Raw genomic sequence first — 21,933 nt, 5'->3', positions numbered from 1 at the left:
CCGATGGCCTTCTCGCTGCGCCAGCTCCAGTATTTCATCGCGGTGGCGGAGAAGGGCTCGGTGTCCTCCGCCGCGCACACGCTCTCCATCTCGCAATCGACGGTGACCGAAGCGTTGCGCGAGCTGGAATTGGACTTAGGCTTCAAGCTCTTGGAACGCCACGCGCGCGGCGCCGACCTCACGCTGAAGGGCCATCATTTCCTGCGCCATGCGCGGAAAATCCTCGGCGATGTCGCCGATGCGCGCCGGGCGCTGGCTGGGGCGGGGGCGACCGCGCTGACGGGGCGGCTCACCATCGGCGTCACCCCGCTGGTCGCCGGCTACATCTATCCCGATCTCATCGCCCGCTTCCGCCGCGCCTTTGCCGGCGTCACCGTCGAGGCGGTGGAGGATGCCGGCGACTATCTCGAGCATCTGCTGGTGGGGGGCGAACTCGATGTGGCGGTGATGGTGCTGCCGCAGGAGCGCCGCTCCCCCGCGCTCCAGACCGAGACGGTCGAAATCTCGCCCTATCGCCTGTGGACGCCGCTCGGCCATCCCGCGCTGGCGCAGGAGCGGGTGAGCCTGCGCGATCTCTCAGGCGAGCCGCATGTGCTTCTCACCATTGACGAAATCGCCGAAGCCTCGGAGCTGGTGTGGCGCCGCCTCGGCATCCGCCCGCCGGTCGCGTTCCGCACGCGCTCGGTCGAGGCGGTGCGCTCGCTGGTGGCGACGGGAGCGGGCGTCGCGGTGCTGCCGGACCTCACCTACCGCCCCTGGTCGCTGGAAGGCGACAAGATCGAGGCCCGCGCGCTGAGCGAGGACGTGCCGGCGGTCGAGGTCGCCACCGCCTGGCGGCGCGGCTCGCCGCTCTCGGCCGCCGCCGCCGGCTTCGTCGCGCTGGCGGCGACGCGCCATGCCGGGCGGGGGCGGTAGGGAGCGGTCTCATGCTTTCTCGTGTCCCGGACAAGCGGCGCTCCGCGCCGCGCTGATCCGGGGTCCAGGGAAGGCTCTCCGCCGCAGGCACTGAACCCCCTTGCCTCCACGCCAAAAGTCCGACCCTCTCGCCACATCCCGCCCAAAAGTTGCTCATCGGTTTTTCCGATACCTGCTTTCTGATCTTTGGTGTGGCGCAGGGGAAATCGCGGCGGCACACTGGCGTCAAAGGGCGGAAAACGCCCGGGGAACCAGAGGGATCACGATCATGCCGACGTCGCATCTCACCTCCTGTCTGCGCCTGCCTGCGCTCGCCGCCTGCGCCTCGCTCGCCTTCCAACCCGTTGTTGCTGCTGAGCTTTCCTCCATCGGTCCCGGCGAGGGCCAAGTCGATATCGTCGCCTGGCCGGGCTATATCGAGCGCGGCGAGACCGACAAGGCCTATGACTGGGTGACCGATTTCGAGAAGAAATCCGGCTGCAAGGTCAATGTGAAGACCGCCGGCACCTCCGACGAGATGGTGGCGCTGATGAATGAGGGCGGCTTCGACCTCGTCACCGCCTCCGGCGACGCCTCGCTTCGCCTCATCGCCGGCAAGAAGGTCGCCCCCATCAATACCAAGCTCATTCCGAGCTGGGGCACCGTCGACACCCGCCTGCAGGACGCGCCCTGGCACACGGTCAATGGCGTGCATTACGGCGTGCCCTATCAGTGGGGCTCTAACGTGTTGATGTACAACACGGAAACCTTCAAGGGCGAGGCGCCCAAGAGCTGGAGCGTGGTGTTCGAGGAGCAGACGCTGCCCGACGGCAAGTCGAACAAGGGCCGCATCCAGGCCTTTGACGGGCCGATCTACATCGCCGACGCCGCGCTCTATCTCATGGCGACCAAGCCGGAACTCGGCATCAAGGATCCCTATGAGCTGACCGAGGAGCAGTACAAGGCGGCACTCGACCTGCTGCGCAGCCAGCGCAAGATCGTCCAGCGTTACTGGCACGACGCGATGATCCAGATCGACGACTTCACCAATGAGGGCGTCGTTGCCTCCTCCTCCTGGCCGTTCCAGGTCAACCTGCTGCAAAGTCAGAAGAAGCCGATCGCCTCCACCATTCCGAAGGAGGGCGCGACCGGCTGGGCCGACACCACCATGATTCATGTGGACGCCGCTCACCCGAACTGCGCCTATATGTGGATGGAGCACTCCATCAGCCCGAAGGTGCAGGGCGATCTCGCCGCCTGGTTCGGCTCGGTGCCCGCCGTTCCCGCCGCCTGCAAGGGCAATGAGTTGCTGGGCGCCGAGGGCTGCGCCACCAACGGCATGGGCGATTTCGAGAAGATTCGCTTCTGGCGCACCCCGGTCGCCAAATGCGCCACCCAGCCTGCCGGTTGCGTGCCTTATTACCGCTGGGTCTCCGACTACATCGCCGTGCTCGGCGGGCGCTGACGTCGCCAGCCCTCAAGCCCAACGCCCCCTCTCCCTCCTGCGGGAGAGGGGGATCAGGTCCGCCTTTGGCGGGATTCTGCGCTGGATCCCGGATCGGCGCTGCGCGCCGCGCAGCTTGTCCGGGAAACCGGCCCTGTGTCCCGGACACGTGACGCCGGAGGCGGAACGCCGATCCGGGACCTCGCGCAAAGCTTCGCGCAGCGTCGCTATTACCAACCGCTCTCGCCGGATTTTTCCTATGCATGTTCATCCACTTACCGCCACCACACCCGCCGTCCGCTTTGCCGGAGTGACCCGGCATTTCGGCGCGGTGCGGGCCGTGGACGGGGTGGATCTTGCCATCGCGCCGGGCGAGTTCTTCGCGATGCTCGGCCCTTCCGGCTCGGGCAAGACGACCTGCCTGCGCCTGATCGCCGGCTTTGAGCAGCCCGATGCCGGACATATCGAGATCTTCGGCGAGGCGGTCGAGGGGCTGCCGCCCTATCGCCGGCCGGTGAACACGGTGTTTCAGGATTACGCGCTGTTCCCGCATCTCAGCGTCGGCGACAATGTCGCCTATGGGCTGAAGGTACGCGGTATCGGGCGAGCCGAGAGGGATCGGCTGGCCCGCGAGGCGCTCGCCCTCGTCAAGCTCGCCGGCATGGAAGCGCGCCGCCCGGCGCAATTGTCCGGCGGCCAGCGCCAGCGCGTCGCGCTCGCCCGCGCGCTGGTGGTGCGGCCCAAGGTGCTGCTGCTGGACGAGCCGCTGGGCGCGCTCGATCTCAAGCTGCGTGAGGAAATGCAGAGCGAGCTCAAGAGCTTGCAACGCGTGCTCGGTCTCTCCTTCGTCTTCGTCACGCATGACCAGAGCGAGGCGCTGTCCATGGCGGACCGCGTCGCGGTGTTCAATGAGGGGCGGATCGTGCAGGTCGGCCCGCCGGAAGAGGTCTATGAGCGGCCGGCCACCCGCTTTGTCGCCAGCTTTGTCGGCTCGGCCAATGTGCTCGGCGCGGCGCAGGCGGCGGCGCTCGGTGGCGAGGAAGTGCCGTCCAGCCTGCGCCCGGAGAAGATCGGCCTTGTCGGCCATGGCCTGCCCGCGCCGGAAAACGCAGTCCTTGTCGCCGGGCAGGTGACGGACGTGTCCTATCAGGGCCCGGTGCGCCGCGTGTCGGTGCGCTCCGAGGCCGGCCTGTCGCTCACCGCGCTGGTTCCGGCGGCCGCCGCCGGCGTGATGGTGGGCGGCACGGTGCAGCTCGCCATTCCGCGCGGTGCGCTCCAGCCGATGGAGGGCGAGCGGTGAGCCTTGCCACACTCGACTTGCCCGCCCCGCGCGACGGGCTGCTGCGCCGGCTCTCCGACCGGCTGGTGCGCCACACGCGGCTGCTGACGCTGCTGCTTCTGGTGCCGCCGCTGCTCTGGCTGGGGCTGATCTATCTCGGCAGCCTGTTCGTCTTCCTCGGCCAGTCGATCTTCTCCATCGACGAGTTCTCCGGCACCATCGTGCGCGAGCCGACCACGGCGACGCTGATCGAGCTGTTCCGCCCCGCCAATTACGACATCGTGCTGCGCACCGTGGCGATTTCCGCTGCGGTGACAGGGCTTTGCGCGGTGATCGCCTTTCCCATCGCCTATTACGCGGCGCGCTATGCCGGCCCGCGCGCCAAGGCGGCGTTCTACCTCGCGGTGATGATGCCGCTGTGGTCGAGCTATCTGGTCAAGGTCTATGGCTGGAAGCTGCTGCTGGCCAAGGAAGGCGCCATTGGCTGGTTCGCCGGGCGGCTCGGCCTCGGCGGCGCGCTGGAAGCCTGGCTCGCCTTGCCGGTGGTGGGCGGGCCCTCGCTCTCGGTCAGCTACACCGGCATGGTCTTGGTGTTCACCTATCTCTGGCTGCCCTTCATGATCCTGCCGGTGCAGGCGGCGCTGGAGCGCGTGCCGAAAAGCCTGATCGAGGCGGCCGGCGATCTCGGCGCCTCCCCTGGCCTCGTGTTCCGCACGGTGATCCTGCCGCTCGCTCTGCCGGGGCTGGTGGCCGGGGCGATCTTCACCTTCTCGCTGACGCTGGGCGACTACATCGTGCCGCAGATCATCGGCACCTCGGCGCTGGTGCTCGGCCAGGCGGTCTATATGCAGCAGGGCACCGCCGGAAACATCCCGCTCGCCGCCGCCTTCTCGCTGGTGCCGATCCTCGTCATGGCGCTGTTCCTGACGCTGGCCAAGCGCATGGGGGCGTTCGATGCGCTGTGAGGGGATGAGTTCTGCTCCCTCTCCCCGTCGGGGAGAGGGTTGGGGTGAGGGGGCCTTCGCTTATCATCCGCGCGCGTGTTCCCCCTCACCCGGACGCTGTGCGTCCGACCTCTCCCCGACGGGGAGAGGTAAGGCTGAAGGAAGCACCCGATGACCCGCGCCCCGCTCACCCTCAAGATCGCCGCCCTTGGCGGGCTGGCCTTCCTGCATCTGCCGCTGCTGTTCATCCTGCTCTACTGCTTCACCACGGAAGAGAAGAGCTACGCCTTTCCCCCGCCGGGCTTCACGCTGAAATGGTTCGGCGTGGTGTGGGGGCGGGCGGATATCTGGGCGGCGGTCGGGCTCTCGCTGAAGGTGGCGACCATCGCGACGGTGCTGGCTCTGGTGCTCGGCACGCTCGCCGCCGGTGCGCTGGCGCGCACGCGCTTTTTCGGCCGGGAGCCGATCTCGCTGCTCTTCGTGCTGCCCATCGCCCTGCCGGGCATTGTCACCGGGATCGCGCTGCGCCAGGCCTTCGGGCTGATGGAGATTCCCTTCTCCTTCTGGACCATCGTGCTCGGCCACGCGACCTTCTGCATCGTCGTCGTCTACAACAACGCGGTCGCGCGGCTGCGGCGGCTCTCGCCCTCGCTGATCGAGGCGTCGATGGATCTGGGGGCGGATGCGTTCCAGACCTTCCGCCTCATCGTGCTGCCCAATATCGGCACGGCGCTGCTGGCGGGCGGCATGCTCGCCTTCGCGCTGAGCTTCGATGAAGTCATCGTCACGACCTTTACCGCCGGCCAGCAATCCACGTTGCCGATATGGATGCTGTCCGAGCTGATCCGCCCGCGGCAGCGACCGGTCACCAATGTCGTCGCCGTCCTCATCATCCTCGTAACCTTCCTCCCCATCCTCGCCGCGTACTATCTGACCCGCGAGGGCGAGGCCGTGGCCGGTTCAGGCAAATAGGAGACGTTCATGGCCGCCCTTTCCGACACGCAGATGCTCATCGGCTCCGAATTCGTCGCCGGCACGGAGACGGTGGAGAACGTCCTCAATCCGAAGACTGAGGAAATTTTGATAGATCTGCCGGAGGCATCGGCAGAACAGATAGATGCGGCGGTGAATGCCGCCGACAAGGCATTCACCACCTGGTCGCGCACCACCCCGGCCGAGCGCTCTTATCTCCTGCTGAAGCTCGCCGACCGCATCGAGGCCGAAGCCGAAGCCTTTGCCACGCTGGAGGCGCTCAACTGCGGCAAGCCGCGACACGCCGTGCTGAACGACGAGATTCCCGGCGTCGTTGACTGTTTCCGCTTCTTCGCCGGCGCCGCGCGGACGCAACACGGCATGGTGGCGGGCGAGTACATGGCCGGGCACACCTCGATGATCCGGCGGGATCCGATCGGCGTCGTCGCCTCCATCGCGCCGTGGAACTACCCGCTTATGATGGCCGCCTGGAAGCTCGCGCCGGCGCTGGCCGGCGGCAACACGGTGGTCATCAAGCCGTCCGAACAGACGCCGCTGACGCTGCTGAAGCTCGCGAAGATCATCGCCGAGCTCTTCCCCGCGGGCGTGGTCAATGTCGTCGTCGGGCGCGGTGAAAGCGTGGGTAACGCGCTGATCAACCACCCAAAAGTGTCGATGATCTCGCTCACCGGCGATATTGCCACCGGCAAGAAGGTGCTGACCGCCGCCGCAAGGACGGTGAAGCGGACCCATCTCGAGCTTGGTGGCAAGGCACCCGTCATCGTGTTCGACGATGCCGACATCGCGGCAGTCATCGAGGGGGTGAAGATCTTCGGCTACTACAATGCCGGGCAGGACTGCACGGCGGCCTGCCGCATCTATGCCGGCGAGAAGGTCTATGAAAAGCTGGTTGCCGACCTCGCTTCCGCGGTGTCCGGCCTGAAATTCGGCCAGGCCGACGACACGCAGAACGATATCGGCCCGCTGATCTCCGCCCGCCAGCGCGCCCGCGTCGCTTCCTTCGTGGAGCGCGCCTCCGAGCTCAATCACATCGAGATTGCCACTGGCGGCAAGCTTGCGGGCGGGGCGGGAACCGGCAAGGGCTTCTTCTATGAGCCCACCGTGGTGGCTGGCGCGCTGCAGAGCGACGAGATCGTCCGGCGCGAGGTGTTCGGGCCAGTCGTGTCCGTCACGCGCTTCTCGGATGTCGACGAGGCGGTGGGGTGGGCCAATGACAGCGATTACGGCCTCGCTTCCTCGGTCTGGACCCGCGATGTCGGCAAGGGCATGGCGACGGCCTCGCGCCTGCAATATGGCTGCACCTGGGTGAACTGCCATTTCATGCTGGTCAGCGAGATGCCGCATGGCGGGCTCAAGCAGTCCGGCTATGGCAAGGATCTCTCGGCCTATGCGTTGGAGGACTACACGGTCGTGCGGCACGTCATGATCAAGAATGGCTGAAGCATCTGGCGCCGATCGGGCAAAACCATCGGCGCCACTCCCGGAAAGGTGTAAGCTAATACCTTGACGCGCAATTGTGTCCGACCGATCCCGTTTATGACGGAGATTTAAGTTGGCACGCCATGCGCCGTCTGCTGTGTCGCAGCGTAATATATCTGCCTGCGACAACGGCCAGCGAAGGGGTGCTTATGCGACGCGGGACCGGCCTGCTGCTTTGTCTTGTCCTCACAGTGGGAGGCGGAGCTTTCGCCTACCAGAAGGGATGGCTGGCTGCTCTGCCCGCGTTCAAGGGAGAGGCGGCGGCGCAGGAGCCGCGTGGCGCCGCCCCGCGCGTCGCGGTCGAGGTCGCGACCGCACGGCAAGCTGACGTCACTACCGACATACGTTCCATCGGTAGTCTGCAGTCCGATGAATCGGTCAAGGTCGCCTCCGAGGTCGCCGGCCGCATTCAGGAGATCCGTTTCCGGGAAGGTCAGCACGTCAAGGCGGGCGACGTGCTGATTCAGCTCGACGCCGCGCTGGTCAACGCCTCCCGCGAGGAAACCGAGGCGCGGCTGGAGCTCGCCAAGGCGAATTACGAGCGGGCGCAGCGCCTTCAGCAGAGTGGTTCCGGCACGGCGCGGGCGCTCGATGAAGCGCGGGCCGAGCTGAACACGGCCAACGCGCTGCTCGATTCACAGCGGGTGCAGATCGCCAAGCACACGATTACCGCCCCGTTCGATGGAACCGTGGGTCTGCGCTCAGTGTCCCCCGGTGCCTACATCGCCATCGGTACGGAGCTGGTCAATCTGGAGAAGATCGACACCCTCAAGGTCGATTTCAAAGTGCCGGAAACCCAGCTCGGGCGCGTGGCGGCCGACCAGTCCGTGGACGTGATGGTGGATGCGCTGCCCGGACGCAGCTTCACCGGCACCGTCTACGCCATCGACCCGCTGATCGACGTGAACGGGCGTGCGCTCAGCGTCCGTGCCCGCCTGCCCAATCCTGACCTGACGCTTCGCCCCGGCCTGTTTGTGCGCGTGGTGCTGAAGGGGCGTGATGTCCGTAGCGCCGTCTTCGTGCCGGAGAGCGCTGTCGTGCCGCGGGGGCAGGAGCGGCTTGTGTGGGTGATTGAGGCCGGTAAGGCCTTGCAGAAGAAGGTGATTCTGGGCGAGCGCCAGGCCGGTGAGGTGGAGGTTGTGAGCGGCCTTCAGGCCGGCGCCACCGTCGTCACCGCCGGGCAGGGACGGCTGCGTCCCAATGCGGCTGTCGATATCGTGAGCGCCCCGCCGGCTCCGCAGAGCTGAGGAGGCGAGGATGGGGCTTCCCGAGATCTGCATCCGGCGCCCGGTCTTCGCGACCGTGCTCAGCCTGCTCATGGTGCTGGTCGGCATCGTCGCCTATAGCCGCCTGACGGTGCGTGAATACCCTAACATCGACGAACCGGTGGTTTCCGTCGTCACCAGCTACACCGGCGCCTCGGCGAGCATCGTCGAGACGCAGGTCACGCAGGTTCTCGAAGGCTCGATCGCCGGTATCGAGGGCATCGACGTTCTCGAATCCACCAGCCGCTCGGAATCCAGCCGCATCACCGTGCGCTTCCGCCCGGAGATCAACCCGGACGTTGCGGCCAGCGATGTGCGCGATCGTGTCAGCCGCGTGCGCCAGCGTCTGCCGGACGAGATCGACGAGCCCGTGATCTCCAAGGTCGAGGCGGACGCGCAGCCCGTCGTCTTCGTCGTGTTCCGTTCCGACCGGATGAACGGTTTGGAGCTGACCGACTACATCGACCGCTATGTCGTCGACCGCTTCAAGAACCTCACCGGCGTCGCCGACGTGCAGATCTATGGCGAGCGGCGCTACGCCATGCGGGTGTGGATCGACCGCGAGCGCCTCGCCTCCTATGCGCTGACGGTGCAGGACATCGAGGACTCGCTGCGGGCGCAGAATGTCGAAATCCCGTCCGGGCGCATCGAAAGCACGGATCGCGAGTTCAACGTGCTCTCGCGCACCGCGCTGTCGACGGTCGATCAGTTCAACGACATCGTGGTGAAGCGGGCCGATGGCGCGCAGGTGCGCCTCGGCGAGGTCGCGAGGGTCGAACTCGGCGCGGCCGATGAACGGCGCTCCAGCCGCTTCCAGGGCGCCCAGGCGATCATCGTCGGCATCATCAAGCAGGCGGTGGCCAACCCGCTCGACGTCTCCTCCGGCGTGCGCGGCGTGCTGCCGGCGGTGAACCAGAGCCTGCCCGAGGGCATGAGCGCGACGGTCGGCAACGACAATGCCGTCTTCATCGACCGCTCGATCAAGTCGGTGTTCCACACCATCTTCGAGGCGGTGGTGCTGGTCGTGCTGGTGATCGTGCTGTTCCTGCGCTCCTGGCGTGCCTCGCTCATCCCCATCGTCACCATCCCGATCTCGCTGGTGACCACGTTTGCGATCATGTACGCGCTCGGTTTCAGCGTGAACACGCTGACCCTGCTCGCCATGGTGCTGGCCATCGGCCTGGTGGTCGATGACGCCATCGTGGTGCTGGAGAACATTTTCCGGCACATCGAGCACGGCATGAAGCCGATCCCTGCCGCGATCAAAGGCTCGCGCGAGATCGGCTTCGCGGTGATCGCCATGACGCTGACGCTCGCCGCGGTCTACGCGCCGGTGGCGTTCGCCTCGGGGCGTACCGGACGGCTGTTCCTGGAATTTGCCCTGACACTCGCCGGAGCCGTGCTCATCTCCGGCTTCGTCGCGCTGTCGCTGACGCCGATGATGTGCTCGCGGCTTCTTCGGCATGAGGCAAAGCCGGGCCGGGTCTCCGCCTTCATCGAGCGCGGCCTCAGTGGGCTCGAGAACGGCTATCGCCGCTGGCTGACCGCAACGCTCAAGGTACGTCCGCTGGTGCTGCTCGTGGCGCTGCTCGTCGGCGCCTCGAGCGGCGTGCTGCTTTATGTCCTGCCCTCCGAACTCTCCCCCGTTGAGGATCGAGGCATCGTCCGTGTTACCGGCAGCGGGCCCGAAGGTTCGACTCTCGGCTACACCACGCGCTACACCAACCAGATCGACGGAATCGTGAACAAGATTCCGGAGATCGACAGCGTGCTCATCATCAACGGTATGCCCGAGGTGAACCGGTTCCTCGTCATCGGTCGGCTGAAGGACTGGGACGAGCGCGACCGCCGGCAGCAGGAGATCGTCGCCGCCACCTCGCCGCAACTGCGGCGCATCGCCGGCGTGAATGCCTACGCCAATAATCCCGCCTCGCTCGGCGCTTCCAATAATTCGCGCCCCATCGAGTTCGTGCTGCAGACCTCCGGTACCTATGAGGAGCTCGACCAGTATGTTGAGCGCTTCCTCGCGCGCGTCGCCGATTACCCCGGCCTGACCAGCGTCGAGAGCGACCTCAAGCTCAACAAGCCGGAGATTTCCATCACCGTGGACCGCGCCAAGGCGGCCGATCTGGGCATCGACGTCTCGGCGCTTGGTCGCACGCTCGAGAGCCTGCTCGGCGGGCGGCAGGTCACGCGCTTCGAGGTGAGTGGCGAGCAGTATGACGTCTATGTCCAGCTCGACGCGCAGGACCGTGCCTCCCCGGCGACGCTGGACACGATCTATCTGCGGTCGGCGAGCGGTGACATGGTGCAGCTCTCCAACCTTGTAACGGTGCGCGAGACGGTAGCGCCCCAGGAGCTGAAGCGCTTCAATCAGCTGCGTTCAGCGACCATCTCGGCCAATCTCGCGCCGGGCTTCGCCCAAGGCGAGGCACTGGCATTCCTCGACCAGACCGCTCGGGAGATCCTTCCCCAGACCGTGCAGACGGATGTGGCTGGCCAGAGCCGTGAATTCCGGGCGACGGGCCAGAGCCTGCTCGTCGTGTTCATCCTGGCGCTCGGCTTCATCTATCTGGTGCTGGCGGCGCAGTTCGAGAGCTTCCGCGATCCGGTCATCATCATGCTGACGGTGCCGCTGTCGATGACGGGAGCGTTGGCAGCGCTTTATTTCACGGGCGGGACGCTCAACGTCTATTCGCAGATCGGCCTCGTTACCCTCGTCGGCCTCATCACCAAGCACGGCATCCTGATCGTCGAGTTCGCCAACCAGCAGCAGGAGGCCGGTCACGACCGGCTCGGCGCGGTGATTGAATCGGCGGTGCTGCGTCTGCGGCCGATCCTGATGACCACAGGTGCCATGGTGCTCGGCGCGGTTCCGCTGGCGCTCGCGACGGGGGCGGGTGCCGAGAGCCGCTCGCAGATCGGCTGGGTCATCGTGGGCGGCATGACGCTCGGGACAGTGCTAACCCTTTTTGTCGTCCCCGCCGTCTATTCGCTGATCGGCCGCATCCATCATGTGGCCCATGCCGAGATCGCGCCCGGCCTCGTCCACAGCCCCGCCGAATAGAACCGTTCTCATCTTTCCGAGCCCAAGTACCGCGTGCAGGCCTTTGCCTGCACGCGCTGCGTGCTTTGCGCTCTTTTCCACCCGTCCCGTTAGGGGTGCGGGTCGTTTCAGCAACGCTAATTCATATAATCGTTCAAAAGAGGGCCTTCTCTTAGAGTTAATCTAAAATATGGCTTTCTTTGAAACTATTTAAACTAACGAATACATTAATTGACTCAAGTTTTTGCTCAAATTAAGCAGTCATTCGAGTTCATCGGGGCGCGAGTCCCGAATCTTCAAATATTGGGGGCGGCTTGGGGTGAGAACTCCGACGCGCGCCGGCTTGGGGACACCGAATGACACGCACGCGCCACCACACCCGTACCCGTCGTGCACTCTCGCTGGGCGTCTCCCTCCTGACGCTCGCTGTGGCGGCGCCCGCGCTGGCGCAGCAGGCGGCCTCGACGACGCAGGTGGTTGCCACCGACGAGTTCGTCGAGCTTGATCCCGTCACCGTCGTTGCCACCCTCACGCCGGAAAGCTGGATTGATACGCTGGCCGCGGTCAGTGTCGTGCGACCCGACGATCTTGAGATGATCATGCCCGTTCGGACGCAGGATCTCTTCCTCGGCATGCCCGGCGTCACCGCCATCCAGAACGGCAATTCGACCCAGACGGCGATCAACATTCGCGGCCTGCAGGATTACGGTCGCGTGGCGGTGATCATTGACGGGGCCCGTCAGAACTTCACCCAGCTCGGCCACGGCAACGGCGCGGGCACCTTCTTCGTCGAGCCGGGCCTCATCTCGGATGTCGACGTGGTGCGCGGCCCGGTGTCGAACATCTACGGCTCCGGCGCGATTGGCGGCGTGGTGACGATGCGCACCAAGGATGCGGACGACATCATCGCGGCGGGCAATAGCTGGGGCGTCGAAGCCGATGCCGAAGGCGGTACCAACGGCCCGATGGGCTATGGTTCGCTGCTGGCGGCGGCTCATGTCGGCCAGAACATCGATGTGCTGTTCGGCGGCACCTACCGCAACCAGGATGATTACAAGGACGGCGACGGCGATGTCGTGGCCGACACCGGCTACGAGACCTGGACCGGCCTCGCCAAGGTCACGGTCCGCCCGGCCGACTTCCACGAGGTCAAGCTGAGCTTCCTCAATTATGAGAGCCAGTACGACACCAGCAGCAGCGCCACCTCGACAGCGACCGTCTACGGCACCGATGTTGCCAACCGCACCCTCACGCTGAGCTGGAACTACCAGAACCCCGACGACAACCTCTTTGACTGGCGTTCGGCGGTCTATTGGAACCAGGTCGATCAGGACCAGGTCAAGGTGGCCGGCAGCGCCAGCGCGATCACGGGCGCGATCGGCGATCCCCGCAGCTTCGTGATCAACACGGTCGGCTTCGACGCCAACAACACCAGCCGCTTCGACTGGGGCTCGGTGGAGAACGCCATCACCTATGGTGGGGACTATTTCCACGACGACGTGAACAACACCGACGATTATGGCTTCGGTGACGGCTACAACCCCTCGGGCGAGCGCGGTGTGGGCGGCGCCTTCGTGCAGTGGAAGGCCAATTACTCCACCTGGCTCGAGGCCATCGCCGCGCTGCGCTACGACGCCTACTCGCTCAGTTCCGACGCGGGTGGCACGGATGGCAGCCGCGTGTCGCCGAAGTTCACCCTGGGCATTACGCCGGTTGAATGGCTGACCGTTTACGCCACCTATGCGGAAGGCTATCGCGCGCCGACCGTTACCGAGGCGCTGGTCTCTGGCGCTCACCCGGCCTTCTTCACCGGCGGCCTTGCCCCCTTCACCTTTGTGGCCAATCCCGATCTCGAAGCTGAAGTCGGAAAGAACAAGGAAATCGGCGTCAACATCAAGCAGGATAACCTGTTCAAGGGCGGCGACACGCTGAGGGTTAAGGCGAACTACTACCAGAACGATGTCGACAATTACATCGAGCTGGTGACGTATGGCAGCCCTGCCTGCATTTACTCGGTGCGTGGGCGCTGCGTCTCCTACAACTCCTATTCGCTGGCGCAGTACCAGAACGTCGAGGAGGCGCGCCTGCGCGGCTTCGAATTCGAGGGCACCTATGACGCGCGCCAGTGGTTCCTGAAGCTGTCTGGCCAGACCACCGAGGGCGAAGTCACGGCGGGCCCCGATGCGGGGCAGCCGCTATCGACCATCCCGCCCGACCAGATCACCACCACGCTCGGCTTCCGATTCCTGGATGAGAAGCTCACGCTGGCGGTCAGCTGGACGGCGGTGGCGGCGGTGACGGCCGACGACCTTCCGGACAATTCGGTCTATGAGCCTACCGACAGCTTCAATCTTGTCAGCCTCTATGCGGGCTATCAGCCGAACGCCAACACGCTGTGGCGCGTCTCGGTGGAAAATCTGCTGGATGAACAATATACGCAGTACGAGAATTTCCTCCCCAGCGCGGGCCTGACGGTGAAGGCCGGCTTGACCATCCGCTTTGGCGGCGGCGAGGTGGCACAGGCCTCGCCCGCGCTCATCACCAAGTGAGTGCGGCGATGTCGGGAACAGACGAAGTGAAGGCGGACACAATGACCATCGTGACGGATATCCAGCCGGAGACTCGCGCCAAGCGGCTGAAGGCGGCGACGACGGCGGCGCATGAGGTGGTGGACACCACCGTCATGAGTGCGCAGCCCTTTGCCAGCCGCGTGAATTACGAGCGCTTCCTGCGTTTCCAGTACCGGCTGCATCGTCATGTCGAGCCGCTCTACGCCGCGCCGGCCTTCCAGCCCCTGCTGCCGGATCTGGCGGAGCGCTCGCGCCTCGATGCGCTGGAGCAGGATTTCGCCGATCTCGGTTTGACACCGCCGGCCGCCGACTTTGGTCCGGAGCGTCCCTTGGCTGAGGCGCTGGGCTGGCTCTATGTGGTCGAGGGCTCGAACATGGGGGCGGCCTTCCTGGCCAAGGACGCGGCAAAGATCGGTTTCTCCAGCGAATTTGGTGCCCGCCATCTCGCGGGCCATGTCGAGGGGCGCGGCCTGCATTGGCGCCGCTTCACGGCCGGGCTGGATTCGGTTGAACTGACCGAAGCCGAGGAGCGCGAGGCGGAAGCCGCGGCGACCCGCGCATTCAATCATGTGCTGGAAATCGTCCGGCAGGAAATGCTCTGAGCTGAACACCTATCAGGCTGGCCGGACGAGTGCCTCGCCCGGCCGCAGCGTCAGTGCTCCACCGACTGCGGCAGCAGGAACGGTGCCGCCGGGGTCCATCCGACCCGTGCCTGCACCCCGTAGAGGGCATGAATCGTCGCGTCCGTGAGCACGCTGCCCGGCGCGCCATCGGCCAGCACCGTGCCATCCCGCATCGCCAGGATCGTATCGGCCGCCATGGCCGCGAGGTTAAGGTCGTGCAGAACGGCGAGCACGCCGACGCCCTCCTCGGCCGCCATCCTCCGCAAATGCCGGATGACCAGCAGCTGCTGGGCAAGGTCCAGGCTGGCGGTCGGCTCGTCCAGCAGCAGGTAGCCGGGGCGGGTGCCGCCCGCGAGCTGCGCCAGCGCCCGAGCGATTTGCACGCGCTGGCGCTCGCCTCCCGACAATTCGTCATAAGGCCGGGCCTCGAATCCTCCGAGCTGCACCTGATCGAGCACCCTGCGGATCAGCGGGGCGCTCTGGCGGCCCCCGTCGGAGCCGATGGCGACGATTTCTGCCACGGTGAAGGGGAAGGCGAGTTGGGCGCTCTGCGGCACCACGGCCCTGAGACTGGCGAGCTCAGAGGGACGAAGCTCGCGAATATCGGTTCCCGCCAGCCATACGTCGCCAGCGTGTGGCCGATACTCGCCCGCGAGTACCTTCAGCAGAGTCGATTTTCCCGCCCCGTTCGGGCCGATCAGCACGGTCACGCGGCCGGGCACCACACGCACGGAGGCGCCGGTGAGCAGGGTACGCCGTCCGGCGCGAAAATGGATGTCGCGGGCTTCGTACATAGGTGCCCTATCCGAACAGCGCCGCGCGGCGCTTCAGCAAAAGGCCGATGAAGAAGGGCGCGCCGAGCGCCGCCGTGACCACGCCAAGCGGCAGTTCGGCGGGGCTGGCGATCGTGCGCGCCACGACATCCGCCCCGAGCAGCAGCGCGCCGCCCAGTAGGCCTGCAGCCGGCAGCAGCATCCGGTGTCCCGGCCCCATGGCGAGGCGGATGAGGTGAGGCACCACCAGCCCAACGAAGCCAATCACCCCTGCCACCGCAACGGCTGCCCCGGTCCCGGCGGCGATCGCGGCGATGGCCAAAGCCTTCGTCCACTGAACATTCACCCCGACATGGAAGGCCTCGGCTTCGCCGAGGGCGAGCGCGTCGAGCGCCCGGCCAAGACGCGCGGCGACCAGGGCGAGGAGCGCCATGAAAGGCAGCATGCTCGCCACCTTGTGCCAGGTCGCGCCACCAAGGCTGCCAAAGGACCAGAAGGTGAAGTCGCGCAATTGCTGGTCTGATGCCAGGAACACCATGAACCCGGTGCCGGCGGCGGCGAGCGCCCCGATGGCGATACCAGCGAACAGCATGGTGGGGATCGATGTGCGGCCCTGATGTGTGGCGATGGCGTAGAGCCCCAATGTGGCCGCGAGCGCCCCGAGAAAGGCCATCAGGGGCAGGCCGGCTTCTGTCAGCAGTTGCGGCATCAGCGGCGCGAGGTGAGCGCCGAGCACGATCCAGATGACGGCTCCAAAGGCGGCGCCATTGGAAATCCCAATGAGCGCGGGATCGGCGAGAGGATTGCGGAAGATGCCCTGCATCAGCGCGCCCGCCACGGCAATGCCGCCGCCGACCAGCATTCCCAGCAGGGTGCGCGGGAGGCGGATGTCCAGCACGATAACGCTCTCACGCAGGCTGATGCCGCTCGGCTGTGTGCCGCCTAACGCGCCGAGCAGAATCTCGAGGACGCGGCGGGGTGCGATGGTGACCGGTCCGATCGCCAGTGAGGCCAGAAAGGCCAGAAGCAGCAATGCCCCGCATACCATCAGCCCCTGCCGGGCGCTGCCGACCCAGCGCGCCGATCGGGTTAAGGCAGGGGGCGAGACCTGTGCATCACTCATCCGCGCGTCCCCGGTCCTACGGCGCCGCGGGCGCGGTCCAGGGATGGCTCGGGAGGGTCGCCAGCTCCAGCTCCGGGTAGATCAGGGCCGCGAGATCGCGGGCCGCCTGGGGCGTGCGTGGGCCAAATCCCAGCAGGTAGCCGCCATCCATCCGATAGAGCCGCCGGGCCGCCGCTGCGGGCGAGCCGGCAAAGGCCGGCATGGCGGCGATCGCGTCATCGCCCACCGCGTGGTTGCTGTCCTTCATCAGGATGATCGCATAGGGCTGGGCGCCGAGAACCGCCTCGTCAACCGCGGGCTTGTAACCATTGACCGCGCGCATGGCGTTCTCGACGCCCGCCAGCGCGAAAATCGCGTCGGCACTCGTATGCGCGCCGCCGACCACCGGTGCTGTTCCCGAGGCCGACAGGACAAAGGCGGCGCTGCGTGGGGTCGTGATGCGGGCCCGCAGGGCGGCGAGCGCGGCGAAATCCTGCTCAACCGCCTGCGCCAGCGCGGCGCCCCGTTCCGGCACGCCGGCAAGGTCAGCCACCCGGCGGATATTGGCAACGACATTGCCGGCATCCCGTGGCTCAGGGACGGTCTCGAAGGGCACGGCGGCGCCTTTGAGAACCTTCACGGCGTCCGGCGGCCCCGCGCCCTCAAGTGCGATGATGAGGCTTGGTCCCGCCGACAGCACGCCTTCCGGCGACAAGGCGCGCATGTAGCCGACATTCGGCTTGGTCTTCAGGGCCTCGGGTGGATAGGTGCTGGATGTGTCTATCGCCACGATGCGATCGCCGGCTCCCAGCGCATAGAGAATCTCGGTCACAGCGCCGCCAATGGCGACGATGCGTGAGGTGTCGCGCGGCGTGGGGGCGGATTGAGCCAGCACGGGTTCGCGCGAGGCTGTCAGGACCAGGAGAGCCATGCCAAGCGCCAGGGACCAGGTAAGGTGCGGGCTCAAGCGCATCATGGGTATCTCCAGCATTGAGGCGACCCCTCAGCATGGCCGTCGTCGCGACACAGATAAGGCCTCGCAGATGGATGGTGAAATGATATCTCGTTGAAGCTAAATAATTGGAATTATTAGAATAATAATCAGAGTGATGGCGTGGTGCATCTGGCGGTTGCGTGCCGGCCAAACCCGCCCCTGCGCGCGAATCATGTGTCGGGCATACGCGGTCCAGGACCTCATCGCGCTCAACTGTGGGGTATCCAGTAACCGGGATTTCGATACAGGATTCCCGCGTTCCACCATGATTTATTGCTCAATGTGTGGGCTCGGGATCGTCAGCCAAAATATTGATTCGTCGAGCATTTTTTCCGTTCGGCGTGTGGCGCGTGCGGGAGCGTGCGCCGGTGTGTCGAACCTTTTGCCTTGCTCTGGCTGTAGATTTGTCCAATGTTAAAGTGAAAGATCGTCGATGGTGCGTTAGGGTCGTTACGTGGTTTGGGTGCCTTCCGTAGATAAACCTAAGTCTAGTTGGCCCAATGCTGGATTGCCTCGCTCTGCTATCCTTGGTGCTGGTGCCGCGACGGGGCTGACACTTTGCGTGCTGGTTCGTCCGGCGGATGCCTTTGGGCGACAGCTTTCAGTGCTTGAGCGCCTGGAAGGCCTCGTTTCGCGTCGGTCTGAGAGGTTTTTCGGCGGCATCCCGAGGTTGCAAGGCGTCGTCATCGAAGGGGCATGCTCCAAGGGGGGCATAGGTTGAGAGTTCTCGTTCTCGGTGGCTGCGGTTTCATCGGCTCGCATGTCGTCGATGCGATGCTGGCGGCGAACCTGAGCGTTCGCGTCCTGGATAGAGGGCCGGAGAAGTTCCGAGCGCCTCTCGAGGGCGTCGATTATGTGTTTGCGGACTTTCGGGACACCAATCGTCTCTACGAGTCGCTGGTCGACGTTGATGTCGTCGTTCACCTGATCAGTGCCACCGTTCCCGGCACCGCTGCGCTCGATCCGCAGGCGGATGTCCGCGACAATCTGCTTCCGGCGATTGCCGTTCTGGAGGCGATGCTCAAGCTTTCGGTGCGAAAGATCGTTTACGCCTCATCGGGCGGCACCGTTTATGGTGTGCCGGAGGTTGTGCCGACGCCGGAAACGCACCCGCTAAGGCCGGTAAACTCCTATGGAATCGTCAAGGTTGCCATAGAGAGCTACGTGGAGATGTATGCGCGCGCCCATGGCATGGCGGCGACGATCATCCGTCCCTCCAACCCCTATGGGCCGCGGCAGGGGCACACGGGCGTTCAGGGCGTGGTGACCACCTTCATGAACCGCGTGTTGAACGGCGAGCCCATCCAGGTGTGGGGCGATGGAAGCGTCGTACGCGACTACGTCTATGTCGAGGATCTGGCGGCGCTCTGCGCCGCTGCCGTGGTCGCGGGCCAGGGCGGGACATTCAATGCCGGAAGCGGTGTCGGTGTTTCCATCAACGAGGTAATCGCGGGCCTTCGTGAGGTCACCGGCCGCGAGTTGCGCGTGAACTACCAGCCGGGTCGCTCAATTGATGTGCCTCGGTCCGTTCTCGATATTCAGGCCGCGAAGAGGCAATTGGGTTGGGAGCCGCATGTGTCGTTCCGCGAAGGGCTGGAGCGGCTTTGGCGGTGGATCCGACAGAATAACGCCCCTCTCTCGCACCCGCGCTGATGGTGTGGTCCGAACGCAGATTCGAGGTAGCGACGCACAGTGCGGGTGGTTTCCGAGTAAGGCCGAGTGCATCGCTAGATATCCCTGACCGGTTGCTACCTATCGAATCGCGGCTCAACACATTAAAATCATTCCGGGATATCTGTGTGCGGCGCCTCTATGCGCTGGCCGACACCCTTTAAGCGCCGCTCAATCTCCTTCGGAGTTGGCGCCTTACGAGTTGATGGATGATGGCCCCGCACGCGCCTTCGCTGATGTTTCGGTCCGACAGCTTCTTCATAGGCGTATGTGCCGGGGTGTGCCACGTCGACCGCCTCTGTGACGGGCGGTTCATGTGATGCCGGCTCGCGGATTGAACCCCATCTTCTTCAGAAAGGGCCGAGTGCGCGGCATCTTTCGCAAGCTGATGGCCTCTCGCCTCGGGCGATCAAGCTTCGTTTCGCGCTACCTGGTTCCTCGCCTGCTCGGTGAGCGCGACCCGCGCGATCCGCGCGATGTCGTGCTCGTGCTGTTGCACGAAGCCTCACGAACAGGCGCTCCGATCCTCGGCTGGAACATCATCCGCGATCTCGTCGGCCGTTATCAGGTCATTTGTGTGCCGTTCGGCGGGGGCGAGATCGAGGCCGACTTGCGCAGTGCTGCCACCTTCACGACGGCGGCTCTCCTCTGGTTGCGGCGCAAGCCGCGAAGTGCGGATGCCATCGCGCACGCTCTCGTGGCGAATTACCGCCCGCTCTATGTCATTGCGAACAGTGTCGAGACCCACTCTCTCGTGCCGCATTTCGCGCGCGCCGGCGTCCCTGTGGTGGCACTCTTCCACGAGTTCGCCGCCTATACGCGTCCGCTCTCCAAGCTTGAGGACGTGTTCGGGTGGGCGGATGAGGTCGTGTTCTCCTCGCAGATGACCATTGAATCGGCCGCCACCTACTATCAGGGGCTCGAACGACGCGCGGGCGTGCACCTCATTCCGCAAGGACGGTCGGAGATCCCCGTCCCAAAAGGGAGTGCCGCCGCGGAACGGCGCCCGCCGGCGCCACTGCGACCGAAAGGTCGCGAGGAAGCGTTTGTCGTGCTCGGCGCGGGCTCGGTTCACCTGCGAAAGGGCGTCGAACTCTTCGTCGCGACCGCCGCCGCGGCGCGCCGCCTGCGGCCTGACCTTCCTTTGCTGTTCGTCTGGATTGGCGACGGGTTCGACCCGCAGCGGGAGCTCGGCTACTCGATCTATCTCGATGAGCAGATCAAGCGATCCGACCTCGGCGACAGCCTCATCATGCGCCCTCCGGTCGATGATCTCGACGCTCTCTACCCGCAGGCCGATCTGTTTCTGCTCAGTTCGCGCCTGGACCCGCAGCCGAACGTCGCCATTGATGCGATGACCTTTGGCGTACCGGTCTTGTGCTTCGAAGGCGCTGCCGGCACGGCGGAAATCCTTGCTTCCGATCCCGCCACCAGCCAGCTGGTAATCCCCCACCTCGATGCGCACGCTGCGGCGGTGGCCATTTGTCGGCTGGCCAGTGAAGGCAGCGAACTGGTCGAGCTGAAGACGTCGGTGCAGCGCCTCGCCCAGGCAACGTTCGATATGCCGACCTATATCGAGCGTCTCGACGCGTTGGGGCGGGCCGCGGCGGCGCGCCGTAACACACGCGATGCGGAATTGATCGCGGCGGCGGATGCGCTCGATCCGTCCTTCGTCCTTGCGCCCGGTGAAGAGACAGCCAGCCGCGCCGAACTGGCCCAGACAGCGTTGATCCGCTGGCGGCTGTGGGGTGGATCGACCGTGGAACTCGCACATGCCAATCGGCCCCGACCCTACCGGCGTGCCTGTGCGGGCTTCCATCCGGGGATTTATGCGCTTGCTCACGAGGACGCGTGTCTCGCCAATGGACGCGATCCCCTGGCGCACTGGATCGAGAACGGGCGGCCCGCTGGTGCGTGGTCGCGGCGCGTCTATTCGCCCCTTCCAGCTGCCCGTGGCGACGCCGGCCGCGCTGCAGGGCTAAGAACCGCTCTCCACGGCCATTTCCACTATCCTGAGCTGGTTGACGATCTGCTGGCGCGCCTGGCGGCGAACCAGAGCCGGCCGCACCTCATTCTGACCTGCGACACGGAGGCGAAGGCCGACCAATTGCGTTCGGCGCTCGCCGCCTATCAAGGGCCGTCGCAGGTTCGGCTTATGCCGAACCGCGGGCGCGACATCGGCCCGCTGCTCACGGGGCTCGCGGACGTCATTTCCAGCGGGGACTATGACGTGATCGGTCACGTGCATGGCAAGCGCAGTCACTCTACCGACGCCCAGATGGGCGAGCGCTGGCGCGACTTTTTGTTCGAGAATCTGGTGGGTGGGCGCTTCGCCATGGTCGACACGGCGATCGCCGCCTTCGCCGAGGATGCATCGCTCGGCCTGCTGATGGCTGAAGACCCGCATGTGGTGGGCTGGAACGCGAATCTGGAGCTTGCCCAGACGCTCGCGCGACGCATGGGCATTGATCAGCCTTTGCCCATGCAGTTCGATTTTCCCCTGGGCACCATGTTCTGGGCGCGCCCGGCGGCATTGAAGCCTCTGCTGGATCTTCATCTGACCGTTGAGGACTACCCCGAAGAACCGGCGCCTGACGACGGCACCCTTCTTCATGCGCTCGAGCGGCTGATCCCATTTGCCGCTCGCCAGACCGGGCTCAGCGTCGCGGGCCTGCGCGTGGCAAATACCACGTGGTAAATCTGTCGCGGGCGGTTACATTTTTGCCGAGTGTAAGTGTTTGGCTGTTTTAAAAGGTAGAAAATTTCAGAGCCGCTCCTGAAAGCGTAGCTTCCCTTGATGCACGCGCGCGTTTATTCATGTGTCGTGCTGGATGGATTGGGTTGCGGCTGCATCCA

Annotated in this window: 15 protein-coding genes; 12 read left to right on the top strand and 3 right to left on the bottom strand. The window is 65.4% G+C overall.

From position 1 onward, the window contains the following. Positions 1 to 3 precede the first annotated feature (3 nt). From AncyloWKF20_RS11235 to AncyloWKF20_RS11190, 10 genes are all read left to right on the top strand, one after another. The gene (locus AncyloWKF20_RS11235; protein WP_279314155.1) at positions 4 to 915 is read left to right on the top strand and encodes a LysR family transcriptional regulator; all 912 of its coding nucleotides are present in this window, start codon (positions 4 to 6) and stop codon (positions 913 to 915) included. Between the two features lie 268 nt (positions 916 to 1,183). After that, positions 1,184 to 2,359, top strand: coding sequence for an ABC transporter substrate-binding protein (locus AncyloWKF20_RS11230; protein ID WP_279314154.1), 1,176 nt, complete (start codon positions 1,184 to 1,186; stop codon positions 2,357 to 2,359). Between the two features lie 238 nt (positions 2,360 to 2,597). Then, positions 2,598 to 3,638 carry an ABC transporter ATP-binding protein gene (locus AncyloWKF20_RS11225; protein WP_279314153.1) on the top strand — a complete coding sequence of 347 codons (1,041 nt, stop codon included), beginning with the start codon at positions 2,598 to 2,600 and terminating at the stop codon, positions 3,636 to 3,638. Further along, complete coding sequence (locus AncyloWKF20_RS11220; RefSeq protein ID WP_279314152.1) at positions 3,635 to 4,582, top strand: ABC transporter permease; 948 nt, start codon at positions 3,635 to 3,637, stop codon at positions 4,580 to 4,582. Before AncyloWKF20_RS11225 ends, AncyloWKF20_RS11220 begins: the two co-directional genes overlap by 4 nt. Before the next feature lie 150 nt (positions 4,583 to 4,732). Beyond that, positions 4,733 to 5,533: an ABC transporter permease gene (locus AncyloWKF20_RS11215; RefSeq protein ID WP_279314151.1), complete on the top strand. Its 801-nt coding sequence runs from the start codon at positions 4,733 to 4,735 to the stop codon at positions 5,531 to 5,533. 9 nt (positions 5,534 to 5,542) lie between these two features. Next, positions 5,543 to 6,994 carry a gamma-aminobutyraldehyde dehydrogenase gene (locus AncyloWKF20_RS11210; RefSeq protein WP_279314150.1) on the top strand — a complete coding sequence of 484 codons (1,452 nt, stop codon included), beginning with the start codon at positions 5,543 to 5,545 and terminating at the stop codon, positions 6,992 to 6,994. A 122-nt stretch (positions 6,995 to 7,116) separates the two neighbouring features. Next, entirely contained in the window at positions 7,117 to 8,280 is a 1,164-nt protein-coding gene (locus tag AncyloWKF20_RS11205) for an efflux RND transporter periplasmic adaptor subunit (protein ID WP_279314149.1), read from the top strand. Positions 8,281 to 8,290: 10 nt separating this feature from the next. Continuing rightward, entirely contained in the window at positions 8,291 to 11,365 is a 3,075-nt protein-coding gene (locus AncyloWKF20_RS11200; RefSeq protein ID WP_279314148.1) for an efflux RND transporter permease subunit, read from the top strand. Positions 11,366 to 11,700: 335 nt separating this feature from the next. Then, positions 11,701 to 13,893 (top strand): TonB-dependent hemoglobin/transferrin/lactoferrin family receptor, encoded by a 2,193-nt coding sequence (locus AncyloWKF20_RS11195; RefSeq protein WP_279314147.1) that lies wholly within the window; start codon positions 11,701 to 11,703, stop codon positions 13,891 to 13,893. A 41-nt stretch (positions 13,894 to 13,934) separates the two neighbouring features. After that, positions 13,935 to 14,516, top strand: coding sequence for a biliverdin-producing heme oxygenase (locus AncyloWKF20_RS11190; protein WP_279314146.1), 582 nt, complete (start codon positions 13,935 to 13,937; stop codon positions 14,514 to 14,516). A gap of 50 nt (positions 14,517 to 14,566) precedes the next feature. Here the strand turns inward: AncyloWKF20_RS11190 and AncyloWKF20_RS11185 are convergent, their stop codons facing one another. Genes AncyloWKF20_RS11185 through AncyloWKF20_RS11175 form a run of 3 tightly spaced genes read right to left on the bottom strand, consistent with a single transcriptional unit; the run spans position 14,567 to position 17,343 of the window. Beyond that, positions 14,567 to 15,331, bottom strand: a complete 765-nt coding sequence (locus tag AncyloWKF20_RS11185) for a heme ABC transporter ATP-binding protein (RefSeq protein ID WP_279314145.1) — start codon at positions 15,329 to 15,331, stop codon at positions 14,567 to 14,569. A gap of 7 nt (positions 15,332 to 15,338) precedes the next feature. Then, positions 15,339 to 16,433, bottom strand: coding sequence for an iron chelate uptake ABC transporter family permease subunit (locus tag AncyloWKF20_RS11180; RefSeq protein ID WP_279314144.1), 1,095 nt, complete (start codon positions 16,431 to 16,433; stop codon positions 15,339 to 15,341). A 16-nt stretch (positions 16,434 to 16,449) separates the two neighbouring features. Beyond that, a complete protein-coding gene (locus tag AncyloWKF20_RS11175; protein WP_279314143.1) occupies positions 16,450 to 17,343 on the bottom strand; it encodes an ABC transporter substrate-binding protein in 894 nt (297 codons plus the stop codon). Positions 17,344 to 18,123: 780 nt separating this feature from the next. On the opposite strand from AncyloWKF20_RS11175, the gene AncyloWKF20_RS11170 reads away from it, so the two are divergent. Together AncyloWKF20_RS11170 and AncyloWKF20_RS11165 are read left to right on the top strand one after the other, a co-directional pair. Beyond that, positions 18,124 to 19,059: an NAD-dependent epimerase/dehydratase family protein gene (locus AncyloWKF20_RS11170; protein ID WP_279314142.1), complete on the top strand. Its 936-nt coding sequence runs from the start codon at positions 18,124 to 18,126 to the stop codon at positions 19,057 to 19,059. Positions 19,060 to 19,441: 382 nt separating this feature from the next. Next, on the top strand, positions 19,442 to 21,775 hold the full coding sequence (locus AncyloWKF20_RS11165) for a rhamnan synthesis F family protein (protein ID WP_279314141.1): 2,334 nt from the start codon (positions 19,442 to 19,444) through the stop codon (positions 21,773 to 21,775). The last annotated feature ends 158 nt before the right edge of the window (positions 21,776 to 21,933 follow it).

It is taken from the genome of Ancylobacter sp. WKF20, assembly GCF_029760895.1.
Lineage (GTDB): Bacteria > Pseudomonadota > Alphaproteobacteria > Rhizobiales > Xanthobacteraceae > Ancylobacter.
Note: the sequence above shows the minus strand (reverse complement) of the source record. Positions and strands in the feature narration are given on the sequence as shown.